The sequence below is a fragment of the Candidatus Sulfidibacterium hydrothermale genome, assembly GCF_020149915.1.
Lineage (GTDB): Bacteria > Bacteroidota > Bacteroidia > Bacteroidales > F082 > Sulfidibacterium > Sulfidibacterium hydrothermale.
In genome coordinates this window covers 1,316,073-1,337,408 of sequence record NZ_CP083760.1, presented here as the reverse complement: position 1 = coordinate 1,337,408, position 21,336 = coordinate 1,316,073, and the positions used below count along the sequence as shown (strand labels likewise).

Annotated in this window: 15 protein-coding genes and 7 tRNA genes; 19 read left to right on the top strand and 3 right to left on the bottom strand. The window is 43.7% G+C overall.

Annotation, left to right across the window (positions count from 1 at the left end; translation table 11 throughout):
- Window positions 1–156 precede the first annotated feature (156 nt).
- A complete protein-coding gene (locus LA303_RS05260) occupies window positions 157–1,815 on the top strand; it encodes a hypothetical protein (RefSeq protein WP_240526875.1) in 1,659 nt (552 codons plus the stop codon).
- A 60-nt stretch (window positions 1,816–1,875) separates the two neighbouring features.
- Here LA303_RS05260 and buk read toward each other — a convergent pair whose 3' ends face one another.
- The 3 genes from buk to LA303_RS05245 form a co-directional block, all read right to left on the bottom strand.
- A complete protein-coding gene (buk, locus tag LA303_RS05255; protein WP_240526874.1) occupies window positions 1,876–2,952 on the bottom strand; it encodes a butyrate kinase in 1,077 nt (358 codons plus the stop codon).
- A 143-nt stretch (window positions 2,953–3,095) separates the two neighbouring features.
- A tRNA-Val gene (locus tag LA303_RS05250) sits at window positions 3,096–3,170 on the bottom strand.
- 67 nt (window positions 3,171–3,237) lie between these two features.
- A tRNA-Val gene (locus LA303_RS05245) sits at window positions 3,238–3,312 on the bottom strand.
- A 164-nt stretch (window positions 3,313–3,476) separates the two neighbouring features.
- Between LA303_RS05245 and LA303_RS05240 the strand changes: the two genes are divergently transcribed.
- The 18 genes from LA303_RS05240 to rpoC all read left to right on the top strand — a co-directional run bounded on the left by LA303_RS05240 (window position 3,477) and on the right by rpoC (window position 21,306).
- On the top strand, window positions 3,477–5,693 hold the full coding sequence (locus LA303_RS05240) for a S9 family peptidase (protein WP_240526873.1): 2,217 nt from the start codon (window positions 3,477–3,479) through the stop codon (window positions 5,691–5,693).
- A 913-nt stretch (window positions 5,694–6,606) separates the two neighbouring features.
- Window positions 6,607–6,801, top strand: a complete 195-nt coding sequence (gene rpsU / locus LA303_RS05235) for a 30S ribosomal protein S21 (RefSeq protein WP_240526872.1) — start codon at window positions 6,607–6,609, stop codon at window positions 6,799–6,801.
- Window positions 6,802–6,888: 87 nt separating this feature from the next.
- Complete coding sequence (locus LA303_RS05230; RefSeq protein ID WP_240526871.1) at window positions 6,889–7,782, top strand: tyrosine-type recombinase/integrase; 894 nt, start codon at window positions 6,889–6,891, stop codon at window positions 7,780–7,782.
- 1 nt (window position 7,783) lies between these two features.
- Complete coding sequence (gene hpf / locus LA303_RS05225; RefSeq protein ID WP_240526870.1) at window positions 7,784–8,080, top strand: ribosome hibernation-promoting factor, HPF/YfiA family; 297 nt, start codon at window positions 7,784–7,786, stop codon at window positions 8,078–8,080.
- A gap of 152 nt (window positions 8,081–8,232) precedes the next feature.
- Window positions 8,233–8,306: transfer RNA gene (locus tag LA303_RS05220), tRNA-Thr, on the top strand.
- Between the two features lie 27 nt (window positions 8,307–8,333).
- Window positions 8,334–8,418: transfer RNA gene (locus LA303_RS05215), tRNA-Tyr, on the top strand.
- 29 nt (window positions 8,419–8,447) lie between these two features.
- Window positions 8,448–8,520: transfer RNA gene (locus LA303_RS05210), tRNA-Gly, on the top strand.
- 7 nt (window positions 8,521–8,527) lie between these two features.
- Window positions 8,528–8,599 (top strand) — tRNA-Thr (locus LA303_RS05205).
- 57 nt (window positions 8,600–8,656) lie between these two features.
- Complete coding sequence (tuf, locus tag LA303_RS05200) at window positions 8,657–9,847, top strand: elongation factor Tu (protein WP_240526869.1); 1,191 nt, start codon at window positions 8,657–8,659, stop codon at window positions 9,845–9,847.
- Window positions 9,848–9,927: 80 nt separating this feature from the next.
- Window positions 9,928–10,000: transfer RNA gene (locus tag LA303_RS05195), tRNA-Trp, on the top strand.
- A gap of 17 nt (window positions 10,001–10,017) precedes the next feature.
- Window positions 10,018–10,215, top strand: a complete 198-nt coding sequence (secE, locus tag LA303_RS05190) for a preprotein translocase subunit SecE (RefSeq protein ID WP_240526868.1) — start codon at window positions 10,018–10,020, stop codon at window positions 10,213–10,215.
- 72 nt (window positions 10,216–10,287) lie between these two features.
- On the top strand, window positions 10,288–10,833 hold the full coding sequence (gene nusG, locus LA303_RS05185; RefSeq protein WP_240526867.1) for a transcription termination/antitermination protein NusG: 546 nt from the start codon (window positions 10,288–10,290) through the stop codon (window positions 10,831–10,833).
- A gap of 31 nt (window positions 10,834–10,864) precedes the next feature.
- Window positions 10,865–11,308 carry a 50S ribosomal protein L11 gene (rplK, locus tag LA303_RS05180; RefSeq protein ID WP_240526866.1) on the top strand — a complete coding sequence of 148 codons (444 nt, stop codon included), beginning with the start codon at window positions 10,865–10,867 and terminating at the stop codon, window positions 11,306–11,308.
- Between the two features lie 20 nt (window positions 11,309–11,328).
- Window positions 11,329–12,024, top strand: a complete 696-nt coding sequence (gene rplA / locus LA303_RS05175) for a 50S ribosomal protein L1 (RefSeq protein WP_240526865.1) — start codon at window positions 11,329–11,331, stop codon at window positions 12,022–12,024.
- Window positions 12,025–12,042: 18 nt separating this feature from the next.
- Window positions 12,043–12,564, top strand: a complete 522-nt coding sequence (gene rplJ / locus LA303_RS05170) for a 50S ribosomal protein L10 (protein WP_240526864.1) — start codon at window positions 12,043–12,045, stop codon at window positions 12,562–12,564.
- Between the two features lie 64 nt (window positions 12,565–12,628).
- Window positions 12,629–13,003: a 50S ribosomal protein L7/L12 gene (gene rplL / locus LA303_RS05165; protein WP_240526863.1), complete on the top strand. Its 375-nt coding sequence runs from the start codon at window positions 12,629–12,631 to the stop codon at window positions 13,001–13,003.
- 198 nt (window positions 13,004–13,201) lie between these two features.
- A complete protein-coding gene (rpoB, locus tag LA303_RS05160; protein ID WP_240527114.1) occupies window positions 13,202–16,960 on the top strand; it encodes a DNA-directed RNA polymerase subunit beta in 3,759 nt (1,252 codons plus the stop codon).
- A 35-nt stretch (window positions 16,961–16,995) separates the two neighbouring features.
- Window positions 16,996–21,306 carry a DNA-directed RNA polymerase subunit beta' gene (rpoC, locus tag LA303_RS05155; protein WP_240526862.1) on the top strand — a complete coding sequence of 1,437 codons (4,311 nt, stop codon included), beginning with the start codon at window positions 16,996–16,998 and terminating at the stop codon, window positions 21,304–21,306.
- Window positions 21,307–21,336 lie beyond the last annotated feature (30 nt).

Here is a 21,336-nt window from a genome sequence, read left to right as displayed (position 1 = left end):
CATTTTAAAATCTAGAATGGTAAATACCGATATTAAATCAAGCGTTTTGGGGATTGAAATGAACCAAAAGTACATTTTGATTTTCAATCGGCATTAAAAGGTATTTGAAAAACTTTTTGATCGGCAAAAAGCCCTGTCTGATAAAAATATCAAACCATGAAACGCATTACTTTATTTCTGATTTCATTGTCTTTACTTTTATTTTTCTCTCCAGCTGTCTTGGGTCAGCAAGCCGTAAAAGAAGCAACCAAAGAAGCCGAAAAGCTAAACAAAAAGATTACCAAACGGCATTTTAAAAAGTTTAAAACCGAGTATAAAAAAGCTTTATGGGCCATGTCGGTCATTGAAAAAAATGCAGCCAGCAATCCTTTTGGATATGATCAGCTGGCCGATGCCATACCTGATTGGATCAAACTCAACGACATACTGGAAATGTTCCCCGACGGAGTAATTTCCTGCAAAGGAAAAACCATCCCGTTACAGGTTAAAGATTACCGGCCATTGTTAAAAGAAGCACGGGCCAAGGCAGCTGCAGCTCACATGAAAGCAGCACTTCAAATTATTCACAGCACGACTGATTTTACACAACGTCAAAAAGCACTCGAACACTTTGCCCTGGCGAAAAAATATTCCAATGCGTATCAAAATGAAATAAACCACGAAAGTGCTGCCATTTATTACGAAGAAGGCATGCGGATTTACAAAATGTATCCTGATTTTTCTCACCGGTTCAAAGCGGTTTACTATTTTGACAAAGCCAATACATTTATCCCCAATTATAACAACAGTAACCCGATGCTCGCCAGCTTATTTTATCAGAAAGGCGCCCAACTTGCTTCTTCCAGACAATTGAATGACTTGATGGATGCAAAAAAATATCTTTCAAAAACCATTCAATACGTCCCGGATTATAAAAATACTGCCGCACTACTAAAGGAGGTAAACATCAAAGGAGCATGGCTGTTGTATCAGGCTGCAAAAGCCAAAGAAACCGAAGGAACTTTTCAATCTGAAGCCGAAGCAGCTAACCTGTACAAACAGGCAGATCAATGGATTCCCGGATATCTTGATGCGGCTGCCCGGGCACAAAAAGCGGAAAGATGCTCGGTAGCAGAAGTCATTGTCATCAATCCAAACGGAAAAGCCATCGAGCCTTATGAGCTTTCAGGAATAATTTCACGGGATACTCCGCCCTACATCCATTTTCCGCGCCTTACCAACGCAATGACCAACATCAACCTGAATTATCCGGATAACTATCCACTCTTTGCCCGCCGGTTAGGAAACGGTTTTATTTTGATTAAACTAAATAAAGACGAAAAGAATCCCCCTGAGTTTATCCGCACGGCGCCCAAAACTTCCATCGGGCGATACGTAACTTATACCCAACAAGTGATGAAAGACGGGAAACCGGTTACCGAAACCATCACGGAATCTCAATACAACCAGCTCAAAGCGCAGAATGTAAAAGGGCTGTCAAAACATGAGGGATACGTTAAAACCATCCTCACACAAACCCTGCTAATGACAAACGAACGTATTGAAATATGGGACGTCCGCAAACCAGAGCATCCGGTAATGCTTGGCATGATTGCCCTTCCCTCCCGAATCAGAAGTACCCAAAAACAAGTTTCTGTTTACGGCGATAAAACAGCCCTTCCGGGGAACATCCGGACAGGCACATTCGGTCACTTAAAAACCAAACAAGAGCTGCTTGAAGAATTTAAAGAAGAAGGTATTCTTCCGTATCTGAACGAATATTCTGAACACCTTCTAAAAATACTGAATAACGAAATTACTTTCCGGAGATTATAATCCCATTACAAATCAAAATGCATTTTTAGCACATTTTTAAAACAACCGGTATAAAAAACGTCATTCGTAAACTTTTACCTGCACTTCTCCTTTCAGGACCATCATTCCGTATCGTCCTAAAGCTTCAAAATCATTTACCGAAGGATAAAGGGCAATGGGGGCAATACCGCCAATTCGTTTTTTTACATTTTCCAGAAACTGCTCACTGTCAAAAATCATCCCGGTCAGGATAATGGCATCCACTTTTCCTTCAAGCGTAGCATAATGCGACGCTATTTCTTTGGAAACAGCATACGCCAACGCCCGTGAAATAAAAGTGGCTTTTTCGTCACCTTCGGCAATCAGCCGGTTGATTTTGTCAATATTGTCCGTTCCGAGATAAGCGTAATACCCGCCTTTGGAAGTGATCATCTCCATGATTTCCGCTTCGGTTTTCCCGCTGTGAAAGCAATAATGCACCAGTTGTCCGACCGGCAGGGTTCCGGTACGACGAATAGAAAAAGGGCCTCCGCCGTCAAAGGCCTGATTCACGTCTACTACCCGGCCATGCTGATGGGCACCGATGGAAATTCCCCCGCTGCCGATATGGCAAATAATCAGATTCAGATCTTCATAATTTTTATTCATGGTTTTGGCATACTTACAAGCCACATGTTTATGGTTCAAAGCATGGAAAATGGATTTTCTTTCAAATTCCGGATGACCGGTTACCCGTGCCACTTCCGAGAGTTCATCCACCACTACCGGATTGGCCATATATGCTTTTTTACCCCACTCACGGGCTATTTCATAAGCAATCAGGCCTCCGAGATTGGTTTCATGCATCCCCATCACGCCCACCGTCAAATCATTCACCATCGCCCGGTTAATTTCATAAACGCCCTGCGCCACCGGTTTCACCATCCCGCTGCGCCCCATAATGATTTCTATATTCGATAAATCCAGATCATTTTTCTTCAATTCATTTAAAATGCTGTTTTTACGAAAGGTCGTCTGTTCGGGAATAGTTTTAAATTTTGATAATTCTTCCTGACTATGACGAATGGTTTTCAGGAAAACCGGATCATTATTTTTAAAGATAGCCAGCTTGGTTTCATAAACTTCCGGATAAATGATTAAAATACATTTTGTCAGCATGATGTTAAATTTTAAATCAGCGGTTAAAGGTACAAAAGAAAATTTTGTAATTCGAAAAAGCGGCCAACAAGTTACAACGGCATATTTCACGAACGAAACAGAAAACTCCGGACATAAAAAAACCGGAAGATTCCGGTGAGGTGTGGGGCGTACTGGAATCGAACCAGTGACCTCTTGCCTGTCAAGCAAGCGCTCTAAACCAACTGAGCTAACGTCCCTTTGTTATTATAGTTCGGCGGGCAGGTAAACCAACTGAGCTAATGTCCCTGAAAAACAAAAAGGTAGTGGGACATACTGGATTCGAACCAGTGACCCCTGCTCTGTGAAAGCAATGCTCTAAACCAACTGAGCTAATGTCCCTTTTTAAGCCAGAATAAATACGAACTTTACCCGTTTTATCGGGGTTGCAAAAGTAAAAAATTCTTTGAAAGAAATGCTTTTTCCCAAAAAAATGTTTTCGCTGATTTTGTGGAATCTCCGGTTTTCATTTCTTACTTTTGTAAAAAAATAAAAAGACAATTACAATGAAAAAATTTATCCAGTTTTCTTTGGTTGTACTTTTCATGGTATACAGCCAAACCGGGTTTTCCCAATCTGAAAAAAAAGATGTTAATCTCCGGGATTTATGGACCAATTACTCACTTTATCCTAAAACGGTCCACGGCATTGTATCGCTGAACAACGGAAAACAATACACCGAAATCAAAAACGGTTCCATCGTCGTATTTGACTACAAAACCGGCGATTCGGTTTACACACTGGTCAACGGAAAAGAATTGATCCCTGAAGGAAAGAAAACCCCGATTCAAATTGGGGATTTCTCGGTAAATAAAGACGAAACCAAATTTATTTTCCCCACCCAAACCGAACACATTTATCGGCACTCGCGCATTTCATACGATTATATCTGGGATTCAAAAACAAAAAAACTAACCCCGCTCTCCGATAAAGGGAAACAACGGCTTGCCGACTTTTCGCCGGACGGGAACAAAGTGGCTTTTGTGAGAGATAACAACATTTTTATCAAAGATCTGAAAACCGGCGAGGAAAAGCAAATCACTTTTGACGGAAAGAAAAACAAAATCATCAACGGAACCTGCGACTGGGTTTACGAAGAAGAATTTAGTTTTACCAAAGCCTTTTTCTGGTCACCCGACGGAAAAAAGATTGCTTTTTACCGGTTTGACGAAAGCAAAGTAAAACAGTACACGCTGCCGTTTTATCACGGGAGAAAAAGTGCTTATCCCGAAGAATACACCTATAAATATCCGGTAGCCGGAGAAAACAACTCCATCGTACAGATTTACACCTACGATTTGGCTACCGGCAAAACCGTTAAAATGGATGTAGGCCCTAATCCGGATCAGTATATTCCCCGTATTAAATGGACAACACAGGCAGACAAGCTGGCCATCGAACGATTAAACCGCCTGCAAAACCACCTGGACATCCTGGTGGCTGATGCCAACACCGGAAAAAGTAAAATTATTTATACCGAAAACAATAAATATTACATTGACATCACCGATGACTTGACTTTCCTTCCCGACGGGAAAAAGTTTCTGATTACTTCCGAAAAAAACGGTTACAATGCCATTTACCTGGAAGACATGACCGGTAAAAAAGAGAGACAACTCACCAAAGGGCACTGGGATGTTATGAAAGTGTACGGCTACAATCCGGCCAAAAAGCTGGTATTTTTTCAGGCAGCCAAAACTTCTCCGCTCGACCGCGATATTATGGCGGTCAACCTGAAAGGAAAAATGCACATGATCTCAACCCGCACCGGTACCAACGATGCCGTTTTCAGCAAAAGTTTCGACTACTACATCAACACCTGGAGCGATGCAAACACCCCACCTTATATTACTGTAAACGACTACACCGGAAAGCAAATCCGCGTACTGGAAGACAATCAGGCTTTTATCAAAAAGATGCAACAATATGATTTGAGCAAAAAAGAGTTTTTCACCATACAATCGCCCGAATTTAAACTTCCGAACGGGAAACAGGTGAATTTGAATGCCTGGATTATTAAACCGCCGCATTTTGATCCGCTGAAAAAATACCCTGTGCTGATGTATGTTTACGGAGGTCCGGGAGTTCAAACCGTAACCAACTCATGGGGCTGGAGTAACTATTTTTGGTTCCAGATGCTGGCAGAAAAAGGGATTGTTGTCATCTCGGTAGATAACCGGGGCACCGGAGCCCGTGGCGAATTATTCAAAAAAATGACCTATCTCCAATTAGGGAAATATGAAATTGCCGACCAAATTGAAGCCGCCAAACGCATAGCGAAATTTCCTTACGTTGACAGCACCCGCATCGGCATTTTCGGCTGGAGTTATGGCGGTTTTATGGCCAGCCTGGCCATTACCAAAGGCGCCGGTGTATTCAGCACAGCTGTAGCTGTAGCTCCGGTTACCAACTGGCGGTTTTATGACAACATTTACACCGAACGGTACATGCGTACTCCCCAGGAAAACAAAGAAGGATACGATGAAAACTCACCACTGAAATATGTTAACCAAATGAAAGGACATTATTTACTGATCTTTGGCAGTGGCGACGATAACGTACACCCGATTAACTCCATGACCATGATTTCGGCATTGGTAAGTGCCAACAAACAATTCGACATGATGGTTTATCCCAATAAAAATCACGGCATTTATGGAGGAAACACACGGTATCATTTGTACACCAAAATGACCGATTTCATCTTGAAATATCTGAAATAAAGAACAGCTGGGTAATAACGAATGGGGCAGCTACCGTGGACTACGCAATAGCTTCCTCAGCAAAAACGCATCCCCCCTTCATTGTCCAAGCAGACGCCTAAACGATGAAGGGGGGATTATTTTCTACGTTCTCCATAAGAGTCTTTCGACCAACAAAAAATAACTGATTCTCGTCTATTAAGACCAAACATCAAGGCTAATTCATCTTTTGATGCGATACCAGCTGGTTTTGATGAAGAAAAAGGCTTGTGTCATATATCCATTATGGTTTCTCCTCTTTTCCAAAATGGTTTTGCGGAATCCCGAAGGGATTAAATAAATTAACCACGGGTGAAACCCGCGGAATAAAAATAACAAGAAGCAGAACCCCGAAGGGGTTCAATGATTTAAACCAGGAAAAATTTCTATCCAACAAATTTATTTACACCAGATTCTTTATTGTCAGATAGATACACACCTTTTTGTTCTTTGTTTTCTTGTTCATTTCTTGTCCCGCCAAGAAATGAACCAAAGAAAGCGGCCCGAAACGGATGCTTCTGCCCGCTCTGCTGAAAATCAACATCACCGGCAAAAGAACCGGTTTATCAACCGAAACGCAAGCGCTTTTGTTCGGTGCTGTAGGATTTCCAGCATTCACGCCTACGCCGCCCCGCCCGTTTCGGGAGGCCCACCCACAATTAATATTTTTTCCGAACATTATCTTTTTACCACCCAGTAATTACCCATTATGAATTCAGCGAAAACTGGGTAATAATAATGAAGATATTATCAATACATCAAAATAAAAATTAGCCAACACCAACTTTACACAATAAATTTTATTGCGGTGAAGGGATTATTCAAAATTTTTATACTTTTGCCGTCCGAAATAATCATTTTTTATTATTAACTAAAAAGAAAGTAGGTATTTACAATGATTATTATTCCTGTAAAAGAAGGCGAAAACATTGACAGAGCCCTGAAACGTTTCAAACGGAAGTTTGAAAAAACCGGTACCATGCGTGCTTTGCGCGAACGTCAACGTTACACCAAACCTTCCGTGAGAAGAAGAGAGCAAAAACTGAAAGCCATTTACATTCAGAAGCTCCGTCAGGCCGAACAAGGTTAGTTAAGCTTTTTTAGGATTTTTCGAGAGAAAAAACTTTGATTCAGTAAAAAGATTTCTTATCTTTGAATCAAAGTTTTTTCTGTTTATATGAGCGTGAATCAATTTATTAGATACCTGCAAACCGAAAAACGGAGTTCCGCACACACGCTCCTTGCCTACCGGAACGATTTAACGACATTTAGTACCTTTTTAGAAGAGACGTTTGCGATACCATCACCGGCGAAAGCCAATATGGAGATGATCCGGTCGTGGATTGTTCATCTGATGGACCAGGATCTTTCGCCATCAAGTATTAACCGAAAAATTAGTGCACTAAAAGCCTACTATCGGTTCCTTTTAAAATCGGGAATGATTGCCGTAAACCCGGTACAGAATATTCACAGTTTAAAAAAGGGGAAACCATTACCGGTTTTTGTGGACGAAGACAAAATGCAGTCTTTATTAAATAAGGTATATATAGGTGATGATTTCGGTACGAAACGGAACCGAATGGTTGTTTTATTGCTTTATGGTACCGGCATGCGGCTCAACGAACTGCTTTTACTAAAAACTTCGGATATTGACTTTGACGAAAACCGGTTGAAAGTAACCGGAAAAAGAAACAAAGAGCGGATCATTCCGTTCTCAGGAGAACTGGCTGCCGAAATGAAACGCTATCTTCAGGCAAAAGAAACAATAACAACCGATACCAACCGGTTTATTGTTACCGACAAAGGGACAAAAGCATATCCGAAATTGATTTACCGTATTGTACACCAAGCTTTACAAGGTTATATGCCCGACCGGAAGAGTCCGCATGTACTCCGTCATACATTTGCCACCCACCTGTTAAACCACGGGGCATCATTAAATGCAATCAAAGAACTGTTGGGGCATGCTGATCTGACGGCAACGCAGATCTACACGCATACCAGCATTGAACAGTTAAAATCAATATATTCTCAGGCCCATCCCAGGGCCCGCTTAAAAAAAGGAGGTTAACATGAAAGTAAATGTGAAATCAGTCAAGTTCAAAGCGGATCAGAAGCTGGAAAATTTCATTGAACGCAAGTTACAGAAGTTTTTCGGTTTTCACGAACAGATTCTGGATTCGGATGTGGTTTTAAGATTAGACAAAAGTGAAACCCGCGAGAACAAAATTGCCGAAATCCGGCTACTGATGAAAGGGGAGGAATTGTTTGCCAAGAAACAAACCAGAACCTTTGAAGAGTCTGTTGATCAGGCTATTGACGCACTCAAACGACAAGTTGAAAAGTATAAAGAACGGTTCAAAAAATAATTTTTAAACTTTTTGAAAAAATAGTTTGGTAATTTCAATGAAACATTCTATTTTTGCAGACCTTTTTGAGAGAAGGTCTGCTTTTTTTTGGCAGTGTTCTGAAAGTATTGAAAACAAAGAAAAGAAACTGATTCAAAGCAAGCGGTAAAACTGCCAGCATAGCTCAGTTGGCCAGAGCAGCTGATTTGTAATCAGCCGGTCGGGGGTTCGAATCCCTCTGCTGGCTCAGTTCATAAACATCTTGAAAAAAACCGGGGGGATACCGAAGCGGTCAAACGGGGCAGACTGTAAATCTGTTGGCTTAGCCTTCGGAGGTTCGAATCCTCCTCCCCCCACCAGAAAAAACCTTAATAATAAGGTTTGACAAGCGGGAGTAGCTCATCTGGTAGAGCGACAGCCTTCCAAGCTGTAGGTGGCCGGTTCGAGTCCGGTTTCCCGCTCAGGATTGCCGGGGTAGCTCAGGGGTAGAGCACTTCCTTGGTAAGGAAGGGGTCACGAGTTCAATTCTCGTCCTCGGCTCAGGTAGGAAATAGAAATAAAGTAATCAAACAAACATTAATTTTTAACATTTTTAATATGGCTAAAGAAAAATTTGAACGTTCCAAACCGCACGTAAATATTGGGACTATCGGTCACGTTGACCATGGAAAAACCACTTTAACGGCTGCCATTACGCTAACACTTCAAGACAAAGGTTTGGCAGAGTTTAAGTCATTCGATTCCATTGACAATGCTCCCGAAGAAAAAGAAAGGGGTATTACCATTAACACCGCTCACGTAGAGTACGAAACTGATAATCGTCACTACGCTCACGTTGACTGTCCTGGTCACGCTGACTATGTGAAAAACATGGTAACTGGTGCTGCTCAGATGGACGGCGCTATTTTGGTTGTTGCTGCTACTGACGGTCCTATGCCGCAGACCCGTGAGCACATCCTTCTGGCTCGTCAGGTAGGTGTTCCCCGTATCGTTGTTTTCATGAACAAAGTAGATATGGTTGACGACGAAGAACTGCTTGAACTGGTTGAAATGGAAATTCGCGACCTGTTAAGCTTCTATGACTTCGACGGCGATAATACACCGATTATCCAAGGTTCTGCTTTGGGTGCCCTGAATAAAGAGCCCAAATGGGTTGAAAAAATCTACGAACTGATGGATGCCTGTGACACCTGGATTCCGGAACCTGTTCGTGACAAAGATAAACCGTTCCTGATGCCGGTTGAAGACGTGTTCTCCATTACTGGTCGTGGTACTGTAGCTACCGGTAGAATTGAAACCGGTGTTATTCATACTGGTGATCCTGTTGAAATCATTGGTATGGGTGCTCACAAAATGAAATCGGTAGTTACCGGTGTGGAAATGTTCCGCAAAATTCTTGACGAAGGTATGGCTGGTGACAATGCCGGATTGCTGTTGCGTGGTATTGACAAAGATAAAATCAAAAGGGGAATGGTTATTGCCGCTCCTGGTTCAGTAACCCCTCACAACCACTTCAAAGCAGAAGTTTATATTCTGAAAAAAGAAGAAGGTGGTCGTCACACTCCGTTCCACAACAAATACCGTCCTCAGTTCTATTTCAGAACAACCGACGTAACCGGTGAAGTTATTCTTCCCGACGGTGTGGAAATGGTTATGCCTGGTGACAACCTCTCTATCGAAGTAAAACTGATCTCTGACATTGCTATGGACAAAGGTCTGCGTTTTGCTATTCGTGAAGGCGGTCGTACCGTAGGTGCTGGTCAGGTAACTGAAATTCTTGACGACTAATCAAAACCAGTCAATAAAATAATCACGGTTGGAAGGTATCCCGATATTTCGGGATGCCTTTTGACTGCTAAAAAGGCAATACGGGTGTAGCTCAATTGGTAGAGTAGCGGTCTCCAAAACCGTTGGTTGTGGGTTCGATTCCTACCACCCGTGCAAAATAGCTTAAAAAAATGGCAAAATTTAGTATTGTTAACTACCTGAAAGAAGTTAATAACGAATGGATGCACAAAGTGTCCTGGCCTACGTGGAGTGAGCTGCAGAACAGTGCTATTGTGGTATCCGTTGCTTCCCTAATAATCGCAATTGTGGTTTATTTGATGGATTTCACCTTTTCAACCATCCTTCAAAGGTTTTACGGCCTTTTTTAATCGGTTGAAACGTACTGTTCGAATTAAATATATTTTTAACTTGTTAATAACTAATCAGAACCTGCCTGCGAGATGAACGAAGATTCCGGTAAAAAATGGTATGTGGTCAGAGCCATCAGTGGTAAAGAGAAGAAAGTGAAAGAACGCCTTGAGAATGAGATTAAGCGTCTCGGCATTGAGGATTATATTTCGCAGGTTCTCATTCCCACCGAAAAGGTTTACCAAATTCGTAAGGGGAAAAAGATCAGCAAAGAGCGTAATTATTTTCCCGGTTATGTATTGGTAGAGGCCGAGCTTACCGGCGAAATTCCGCACATTATCCGGAATATTCCTGATGTACTGGGTTTTCTTGGTACTGCAGGACGCCCCGACCCTATCCGTCCGGCCGAAGTGAAACGGATCCTTGGAAAAGTGGATGAATTGGCCGAACAAGGTGAAGAGGTGAACATTCCGTTTATTGTCGGTGAAACCGTTACCGTTATCGATGGACCATTCAGTAGTTTTAGCGGCGTGATCGAAGAGATCAACGAAGAGAAAAAACGATTGAAAGTGATGGTGAAGATCTTTGGTCGTAAAACACCGCTTGAACTGGGTTTCATGCAGGTAGAGAAAGAGTAGTTATTGACTAATTTTAAACAATGGGTTTAAAATGGCAAAAGAAGTAATAGGATTAATTAAACTACAGATTAAAGGCGGTGCTGCAAACCCATCCCCACCCGTCGGACCGGCATTAGGTGCCAAAGGGGTGAACATCATGGAGTTTTGTAAACAGTTCAATGCCCGTACACAGGATCAGGCCGGCAAGGTCATCCCTGTTATCATTACTGTTTACAAAGATAAGTCCTTTGATTTCATCATCAAAACACCACCGGTGGCCGTACAAATCATGGAAGCTGCCAAACTGAAAAAAGGTTCGGCAGAACCTAACCGAATAAAAGTAGCCAGCATTACCTGGGATCAGGTAAGAGCCATTGCCGAAGCCAAAATGAAAGATTTAAATGCTTTCACCGTGGAATCGGCCATGCGTATGGTTGCCGGTACGGCAAGAAGTATGGGTGTAACTATTAAGGGTGAATTTCCCGCAAGTAATTAATCTGTTAACAGGAGGAGAATATGGCAAAAATGTCAAAAAAACACAAAGAAGCTTTGGCCAAATTCGACAAGAACAAACAGTACTCCTTAGCAGAAGCCGTTGAATTAGTAAAGAAAATCACCTATACTAAATTTGATGCTTCAGTTGATTTGAGTGTACGCCTTGGCGTAGACCCGCGAAAAGCCAACCAAATGGTGAGAGGTTCAGTAACCCTTCCCCATGGTACCGGTAAAGATTTGCGGGTTCTCGTACTGTGTACACCCGATAAAGAGGAGGAAGCCAAAGCAGCAGGAGCCGACTTTGTAGGATTGGATGAGTACATCCAAAAAATCAAAGGCGGCTGGACCGATGTAGATGTAGTAATAACCATGCCGAGTGTAATGCCTAAAGTAGGACAACTCGGAAGGATTCTTGGCCCGCGCGGTTTAATGCCGAACCCTAAAACGGGAACGGTTACCATGGATGTTGGCAACGCTGTTAAAGCAGCCAAAGCCGGTAAAATTGATTTTAAAGTAGATAAATACGGTATCATTCATTCGCCCATTGGCAAAGTGAGTTTTGAAGATCAAAAACTCTTTGAAAATGCATCCGAATTGTTGAATACCATTATCAAACTGCGACCGGCTGCCGCCAAAGGAAACTATGTGAAAAGTATCTATTTGTCGAGCACCATGAGTCCGGGTGTTGCCGTGGATCCTAAATCGGTTAATGCCTAGTAAAAACAAGCAATTGTTATGAGAAAAGAAGATAAAAAACAACTAATCGAATCTCTTGCCCAACAGCTGTCTGAGCATCATAACTTCTATCTTACCGATGTCTCCACACTCAATGCGGAAGACACCAGTAAACTCAGAAGAATGTGCTTTAACCGTGGCATTGTAATGCGTGTGGTAAAAAATACCTTGCTGCGCAAAGCCATGGAGCAATCGGAAAGAGATTTCGATGAGTTATACGAAGCACTCAAAGGAAATACATCGCTCATGTTTGCCGAATCGGGCAGTGCCCCGGCAAAAGTGATCAAAGAGTTCCGGAAAAAATCGAAATACCCCATCTTAAAAGCCGCCTACATTGAGGAGATGACTTACCTTGGGGACGAACAACTCGAATTCCTGGCCTCCATCAAGTCGAAAGACGAACTGATTGCCGATGTAATTTCCTTGCTACAGTCACCTATGAACAATGTCCTTTCGGCATTGAAATCCGGCGGCCACAAACTGTCTGGAATTCTCGAAACCTTATCCGAAAAAAGCGAATAAGGCGAAAAATATTGAATACAAGAAAATTAATTAGCATTTATAACACAATTTAAATTATACAAAAATGGCAGATTTAAAAGCATTTGCAGAACAATTAGTTAACCTCACTGTAAAAGAAGTAAACGAACTGGCTGAAATTTTGAAAGAAGAGTATGGTATTGAACCCGCTGCTGCTGCAGTTGTTGCTGGCCCCGCTGCCGGTGGTGCTGAAGCTGCTGCTGAAGAACAAACCGCTTTTGATGTTATTCTGAAAGCTCCCGGTCAGTCCAAACTTGCCGTAGTAAAACTGGTTAAAGAACTCACCAGTCTCGGATTGAAAGAATCGAAAGAACTTGTTGATTCTGCTCCTAAAGCAATCAAAGAAGGCGTGACCAAAGACGAAGCTGAAGCACTGAAAAAACAGCTTGAAGAAGCTGGTGCTGAAGTCGAAATCAAGTAATACTTTATTTCTATTTTACAGGCGAAAACCTCTATCCCGATATGGGATAGAGGCTTCGCCTATTTGTTCTTATACATCATTCTTTCAATTTTTTGCCGGCAGAAAATTATCCATGCCGGCTTGTTCATAACTTAAAACTATTGTGCCTTGGCTGGAATCAAAACCGAAAGAATCAATTTCGCAACAACAAAAAACCTGATGCCCTACCCCAATTTCCTGGACATCCAGTTAAAATCATTTCAGGATTTTTTCCAACTGGAAACCAATACGGAAAACCGGGTAAATGAAGGGCTCTTTAAGGTTTTTTCCGAAAACTTTCCGATTACGGATGTGCGAAATAATTTTGTCCTTGAATTTTTAGACTATTTTGTTGACCCCCCGCATTACACCATTGAAGAGTGTATCGAACGCGGATTGACGTATAGTGTGCCTCTCAAGGCAAAATTAAAACTTTATTGTACCGATCCGGAACACGAAGATTTTGAAACCATCGTGCAGGATGTTTATTTGGGGATGATTCCTTACATGACTCCCCGCGGTACTTTCATTATTAACGGCGCCGAACGCGTTATCGTTTCGCAGTTACACCGCTCACCAGGCGTGTTCTTCGGACAACACAGGCATGCCAACGGAACTCAGTTGTTCTCGGCCAGAATTATTCCTTTTAAAGGATCCTGGATGGAATTCTCCACCGATATCAACAACGTGATGTATGCCTATATCGACCGGAAGAAAAAATTACCGGTTACTACTCTTTTGCGTGCCATTGGCTACGAAACCGACCGCGATATCCTCGAAATTTTTGACCTGGCCGAAGAAGTAAAAGTCAGCAAAGCCGGTCTGAAAAGGGTATTGGGACGCAGCCTGGCAGCCCGTGTCGTACGCTCATGGTTCGAAGACTTCGTGGACGAAGATACCGGCGAAGTTGTAACCATCGAACGTAACGATGTTATCATCGAACGCGAAACCGTTCTCCAACAGGAACACATCCAGCAAATTATCGATGCCGGAGTAAAAACCATTCTCCTGCACAAAGATGACGGTAGCATCAACGATTATTCAGTCATTTTCCAAACCCTGCAAAAAGATACCACCAACTCCGAAAAAGAAGCGGTGGAATATATCTATTTCCAGTTGCGTAATGCGCTGCCTCCGGACGAAGAAACTGCCCGCAGCGTATTCGAACGCCTTTTCTTCTCCGACAAACGTTACGACCTCGGCGAAGTAGGACGTTACCGGATCAATAAAAAACTGGATCTGGACACCCCGATGGATGTGCGTGTCCTGACCAAAGAAGACATTGTCCTTATCATCAAACACCTGATTAAACTGTTAAATCAGAAAACCATTGTTGATGATATCGACCACCTGAGTAACCGTCGTGTACGTACCGTAGGAGAACAACTTTACGCCCAGTTTGGTGTAGGATTGGCCCGTATGGCACGAACCATCCGCGACCGGATGAATGTCCGCGACAACGAAGTATTTACTCCTACCGACCTGATCAATGCCAAAACCTTATCGTCGGTAATTAATTCTTTCTTCGGTACCAATGCCTTGTCGCAATTTATGGACCAAACCAACCCGTTGTCAGAAATTACACACAAACGCCGTATTTCTGCACTGGGACCGGGAGGTCTTTCACGTGAAAGAGCCGGATTTGAAGTACGTGACGTACACTATACCCACTACGGAAGGCTTTGTACCATTGAAACCCCTGAAGGACCAAACATCGGTTTGATTTCTTCTCTTTGTGTTTATGCCAAAATCAATCACCTCGGATTTATCGAAACACCTTACCGGAAAGTGGTTAACGGCCAAATTGACTACGACCACGACCCGATTTATCTGAGTGCTGAAGAAGAAGAAGATAAAATTATTGCCCAGGCCAATACCGTGGTGGATGATTCCGGAAAGTTTGTTAACGAAAAAGTAAAAGTTCGTTATCAGGCAGACTATCCTATCACTCCCCGCGAAGAGGTAAACCTGATTGATATCGCACCGAACCAGATTGCATCCATTGCCGCATCGTGTATTCCTTTTCTGGAACATGATGACGCCAACCGTGCTTTGATGGGTTCGAACATGATGCGCCAGGCTGTACCGTTGCTCAATCCGGAAGCACCTATTGTAGGTACCGGTATTGAAGCCGATGTAGCCCGCGACTCCCGCGTGCTGGTAATGGCTGAAGGCGATGGCGTAGTAGAATATGTTGACGCCAAAAAGATCGTGATTCGCTACTCACGCGACGAAATGGAAAAACTGGTCAGCTTTGACGATGATGTGAAAGAGTACACACTGACTAAATTCCGTCGTACCAACCAAAATACATCCATTAACCTGCGCCCGATTGTTCGTGCCGGTGATAAAGTAACCAAAGGACAGCCGTTGTGCGAAGGTTACGGAACACAAGGCGGCGAACTGGCATTGGGACGTAACCTGAAAGTGGCTTTCATGCCCTGGAAAGGATACAACTACGAGGATGCTATCGTGATCAGCGAAAAAGTAGTGAAAGAAGATTATTTCACTTCTGTTCACATCGAAGAGTTTACTTTGGAAGTTCGCGATACCAAACGGGGTATTGAAGAACTGACCAATGACATTCCGAATGTAAGTGCCGAAGCCACTAAAGACCTGGATGAAAATGGTTTGATCCGCATTGGAGCCGAAGTGAAAGAAGGCGATATTCTCATCGGTAAGATCACCCCGAAAGGAGAAAGTGATCCGACCCCGGAAGAAAAACTGCTCCGTGCCATTTTTGGTGACAAAGCAGGCGATGTGAAAAATGCATCGCTGAAAGCACCGCCGTCCATGAAAGGGGTGGTTATCAATAAAGCTCTCTTCTCCAGAGCCATTAAAAGCTCGAAAAACAAATCGAAAGAGAAAGAGATTATTGCTGCCCTGGATGAAGAATACAACAAAAAATTTGCTGAGCTGAAGAACAAGCTGGTGGATAAGCTGACTGTTTTGGTGAGCAACCGTACTTCGCAGGGCGTAACCAACGTTTATGGCGAAATTGTGGTTCCCACCAAGACCAAATTCACCCAGAAAATACTCCACTCGCTGGATTATATCAACATCAACGCCAGCAAATGGACAACGGATCCGGCAAAAAATGAACTGATTAAAGTGCTGTTGAACAACTACAACATCAAGTATAAAGAACTGCTTGGTGTGTACAACCGCAAGAAATTTGTTGCCAGCGTAGGCGACGAACTTCCCAACGGTATTGTTCAAATGGCAAAAGTTTACGTGGCCAAAAAACGGAAACTGAAAGTAGGAGATAAAATGTCGGGCCGTCACGGTAACAAAGGGATTGTGGCTAAGATCGTCCGTGAAGAAGATATGCCGTTTATGGAAGACGGAACACCGGTAGATATTGTACTGAACCCGTTGGGTGTACCTTCGCGAATGAACCTCGGACAGATTTACGAAACCGTACTCGGCTGGGCCGGTAAAGAACTTGGTTTGAAATTCGCCACACCAATTTTTGATGGTGCTACCGATGAACAAATCAACGAATACATGAAACAGGCCGGATTGCCTGAAAACGGAAGTGTATATCTTTACGACGGGGGTACCGGTGAACGTTTCGACCAGCCGGCTACCGTGGGTTATATCTACATGATTAAACTCCACCACCTGATTGATGATAAGATGCACGCCCGTTCTATTGGTCCTTATTCGCTCATCACGCAACAGCCTCTTGGCGGTAAAGCCCAGTTTGGTGGTCAGCGTTTTGGTGAGATGGAAGTCTGGGCACTGGAAGCCTTTGGTGCTGCCAACATTCTGCAGGAAATCCTGACCGTGAAATCGGACGATGTAAACGGCCGCGCCAAAGCCTACGAAGCGATTGTAAAAGGCGAAAACATGCCTACTCCGGGAATGCCCGAATCGTTCAATGTACTTGTACACGAACTGCGTGGATTAGGACTGGAAATCAGCTTCGATAAGTAATTTAAATTTTGATTCTCATAAAATAAAAATCTGATATGGCTTTCAGACAAGATAGTAAAGTACCGGATAGTTTTAACAAAATCACCATCAGTCTCGCCTCGCCCGAATCCATTTTGGAACGGTCGCATGGCGAAGTACTGAAACCTGAAACCATTAACTACCGCACCTACAAACCCGAACGCGACGGCCTTTTCTGCGAAAGAATTTTCGGCCCCGTGAAAGACTATGAATGTCACTGCGGAAAATATAAACGAATTCGTTACAAAGGCATTGTATGTGACCGTTGTGGCGTGGAAGTAACGGAGAAAAAAGTAAGACGCGAACGGATGGGACACATCGAATTGGTGGTTCCTGTAGTTCACATCTGGTTTTTCCGCTCTTTACCGAATAAAATTGGAGCCCTGCTCGGACTTCAAACCAAAAAACTGGAATCCATCATCTACTACGAACGGTATGTGGTGATCCAGCCCGGAATTAAAGAAGCCGACGGCATCAAAAAAATGGATTTTCTTACCGAAGAAGAGTATCTGAACATTTTGGACACCCTGCCTTCGGAAAATCAATATCTTGATGATTCCGATCCGGATAAATTCATTGCCAAGATGGGAGCAGAAGCCGTTCATGATCTGCTCGTCCGTTTGGATCTCGACAAAGAATCTTTCGAGTTGCGGCATAAAGCCAATACGGAAACTTCGCAACAAAGAAAAGCCGAAGCCCTGAAACGTCTTCAGGTATTTGAAGCTTTTCGCGATGCCCGTAAACGGAAAGAAAACCGTCCGGAATGGATGATCGTGAAAATCGTTCCGGTTATTCCTCCGGAATTGCGGCCTCTGGTTCCGCTCGATGGTGGACGTTTTGCCACTTCTGACCTGAACGACCTGTACCGCAGGGTAATTATCCGTAACAACCGGCTGAAACGGCTCATCGAAATCAAAGCGCCTGACGTTATCATGCGTAACGAAAAACGTATGTTGCAGGAAGCTGTGGATTCATTGTTTGACAACTCACGGAAATCGAGCGCGGTAAAAACCGAATCGAACCGTCCGCTGAAATCGTTGAGCGACAGCCTGAAAGGAAAACAAGGACGTTTCCGTCAGAACTTGCTCGGTAAACGTGTTGACTATTCTGGTCGTTCGGTAATTATTGTCGGTCCTGAGCTGAAGATGAACGAATGCGGATTGCCGAAAGATATGGCAGCCGAATTGTTCAAACCGTTCATCATTCGTCGTTTGCTGGAACGCGGTATTGTAAAAACCGTGAAATCGGCAAAGAAAATCGTGGAAAGAAAAGATGCCGTTGTTTACGACATCCTTGAAAATATTCTGAAAGGGCATCCGGTTCTGCTGAACCGTGCTCCTACCCTGCACCGTCTGGGTATCCAGGCATTCCAGCCGAAACTGGTGGAAGGAAAAGCCATCCAGTTGCACCCGCTGGCTTGTACAGCTTTTAACGCTGACTTTGACGGTGACCAGATGGCCGTGCACGTTCCTTTGGGAAATGCAGCCATTCTTGAAGCCCAGATTCTGATGCTGGCTTCACACAACATTCTGAATCCGGCCAACGGCGCACCAATTACGGTTCCTTCGCAGGACATGGTACTGGGACTTTATTACATTACCAAAGCCCGGAAAAGCACCAAAGAACATCCTGTTAAAGGAGAAGGCATGACCTTTTATTCTCCGGAAGAAGTGCGCATTGCCTACAACGAAAAACGTGTTGACCTGCACGCCATCATCAAAGTGAAAGTAAACATCAAAGAAGATGGCAAGCTGGTGAACAAACTGGTGGAAACCACTGTAGGACGGGTACTGTTTAACGAAAAAGTACCGGAAGGATTCGGTTTCATCAACCGGCTGCTGACCAAAAAAGCACTTCGCGATATTATCAGCGAAGTACTGAAAACCACCGGAAACGCTGTTACTGCCCAGTTCCTTGATGACATCAAGAACCTGGGATATTACATGGCCTTTGTGGGTGGACTTTCTTTTAACTTAGGAAACATTATCGTTCCTAAAGTAAAAGAAGAGCTGATCAAAAAAGCGGAAGAAGAAGTAGAAGAAGTGATGAATAACTACAACATGGGATTCATCACCAACAACGAACGATACAATCAGATCATTGATATCTGGACACATACCAACTCCCGACTGACCAATATCGTCATGAAAGAGCTGGCTTCTGACAACGATGGATTTAACCCGGTTTACATGATGCTGGATTCCGGCGCCCGGGGTTCGAAAGAACAGATTCGTCAGCTTTCCGGAATGCGTGGTCTGATGGCCAAACCGCAAAAAGCCGGTGCTGCCGGAAATGAAATTATCGAGAACCCGATTCTTTCCAACTTTAAAGAAGGATTGTCGGTTTTGGAATATTTTATTTCTACTCACGGTGCTCGTAAAGGTTTGGCGGATACCGCTCTGAAAACAGCTGACGCCGGTTACCTGACCCGTCGTTTGGTTGACGTGGCTCAGGATGTAATTATTTCTGAAAAAGACTGTGGAACCCTTCGTGGTTTGACGGTAACCGCCCTGAAGAAAAATGAAGAAATCGTAGAATCGTTGTATGACCGTATCTTGGGTCGTGTAGCTGTTCACGATATTTATCATCCCAAAACGGGTGAAGTCATTGTAAAAGGCGGTCAGGAAATTACGGAAGAGCTGGGACAACAAATCGAAGAAGCCGGTATCGAGCAAGTGGAAATCCGTTCGGTACTTACCTGCGAATCGAAACATGGGGTTTGTGCCAACTGTTACGGACGTAACCTGGCTTCAGGACATCTTGTACAGCGGGGTGAAGCGGTTGGTGTTATTGCAGCCCAGTCGATTGGAGAACCTGGTACACAGCTTACTCTGCGTACCTTCCACCAAGGGGGTACTGCTTCTAACGTAGCAGCCAGTTCCCGACTGGAAGCACAACACGACGGAGTACTGGAATTCGAAGAATTGCGTAGTGTACCTTATACCGACAGCGAAGGCAACACCTACGATATTGTTACCGGACGTTCTGCCGAAATGAAACTGATCGATCCGAAAACCGGTGTGATTCTGTCATCGGCCAACATTTCATACGGCTCCAAACTCTATTTCAAGAATGGAGACAAAGTGAAAAAAGGCGATCTGATCAACGAATGGGATCCGTTTAACGCCGTTATCCTGTCTGAAGTTGGTGGTAAAGTAGCCTTTGAAAATATTGTGGAAGGCCAGACCTACCGTGTTGAATCAGACGAACAAACCGGGTATTTTGAAAAGGTGATTATTGAAACCAAACAAAAAACCAAAAACCCGAACATTAAGATTCTGGATAAAGACGGAAATATTCTGAAACAATACGACCTGCCTGTGGGAGCCCACATTGTGGTGGAAGAAGGTGCCGAAATTAAGGCCGGTGACCTGCTGGTAAAAATCCCGCGTGTATTTGGTAAAGCCGGTGACATTACCGGTGGTCTTCCGCGGGTTACCGAGCTGTTTGAAGCCCGTAATCCCTCTGAACAGGCTGTGGTTTCCGAAATCGACGGTGTGGTTTCGTTCGGTAAGAAACTCAAACGTGGAAATCGTGAAATCATCATCACATCGAAAACCGGTGCAGAGAAACGCTATCTTGTTCCGACAACCAAACAAATCCTGGCTCAGGAAAATGACTTCGTAAAAGCCGGAACCAAACTTTCTGACGGAGTTATTACCCCGGCCGACATCCTTTCTATTAAAGGACCGATGGCCGTTCAGGAATACATTGTAAACGAAATCCAGGAAGTTTACCGGTTGCAGGGAGTAAAAATCAACGACAAACATTTCGAAGTCATTGTTCGTCAGATGATGCGGAAAGTACAAGTGGAAGATCCGGGCGACACCCGTTTCCTGGAAGGCGAACTGGTAAACAAAATCAAGTTTCAGGAAGTGAACGACGAAATCTTTGGTATGAAAGTCGTAGTCGATCCCGGCGATTCAGAAACCGTCCGCAAAGGAGAGATTATCACTGCCCGTAAACTGCGGGATGAAAACTCCACCCTGCGTCGTCGTGACAAAAAACTGATTCAGGCCCGGAATGCCCAAACGGCCACTGCACGCCAGGTGCTGCAGGGAATTACACGGGCATCACTGCAAACCGACAGTTTCATCTCAGCAGCTTCGTTCCAGGAAACTACCAAGGTACTTACCCTGGCTGCAATTAATGCAAAACAGGATACCCTGAACGGACTGAAAGAGAATGTAATTGTCGGACACAAAATTCCGGCCGGAACCGGCTTGAAAGAATACGACGATCTGATTGTTTATTCCAAAGAAGAGCATGATGCCATGATGGCCAGTGCCAATGACTTGGAATCAATCGAAGAAGAAACCGAAGGTTAATATTGAACAATTTTTAAAAGCTGTTGCGGA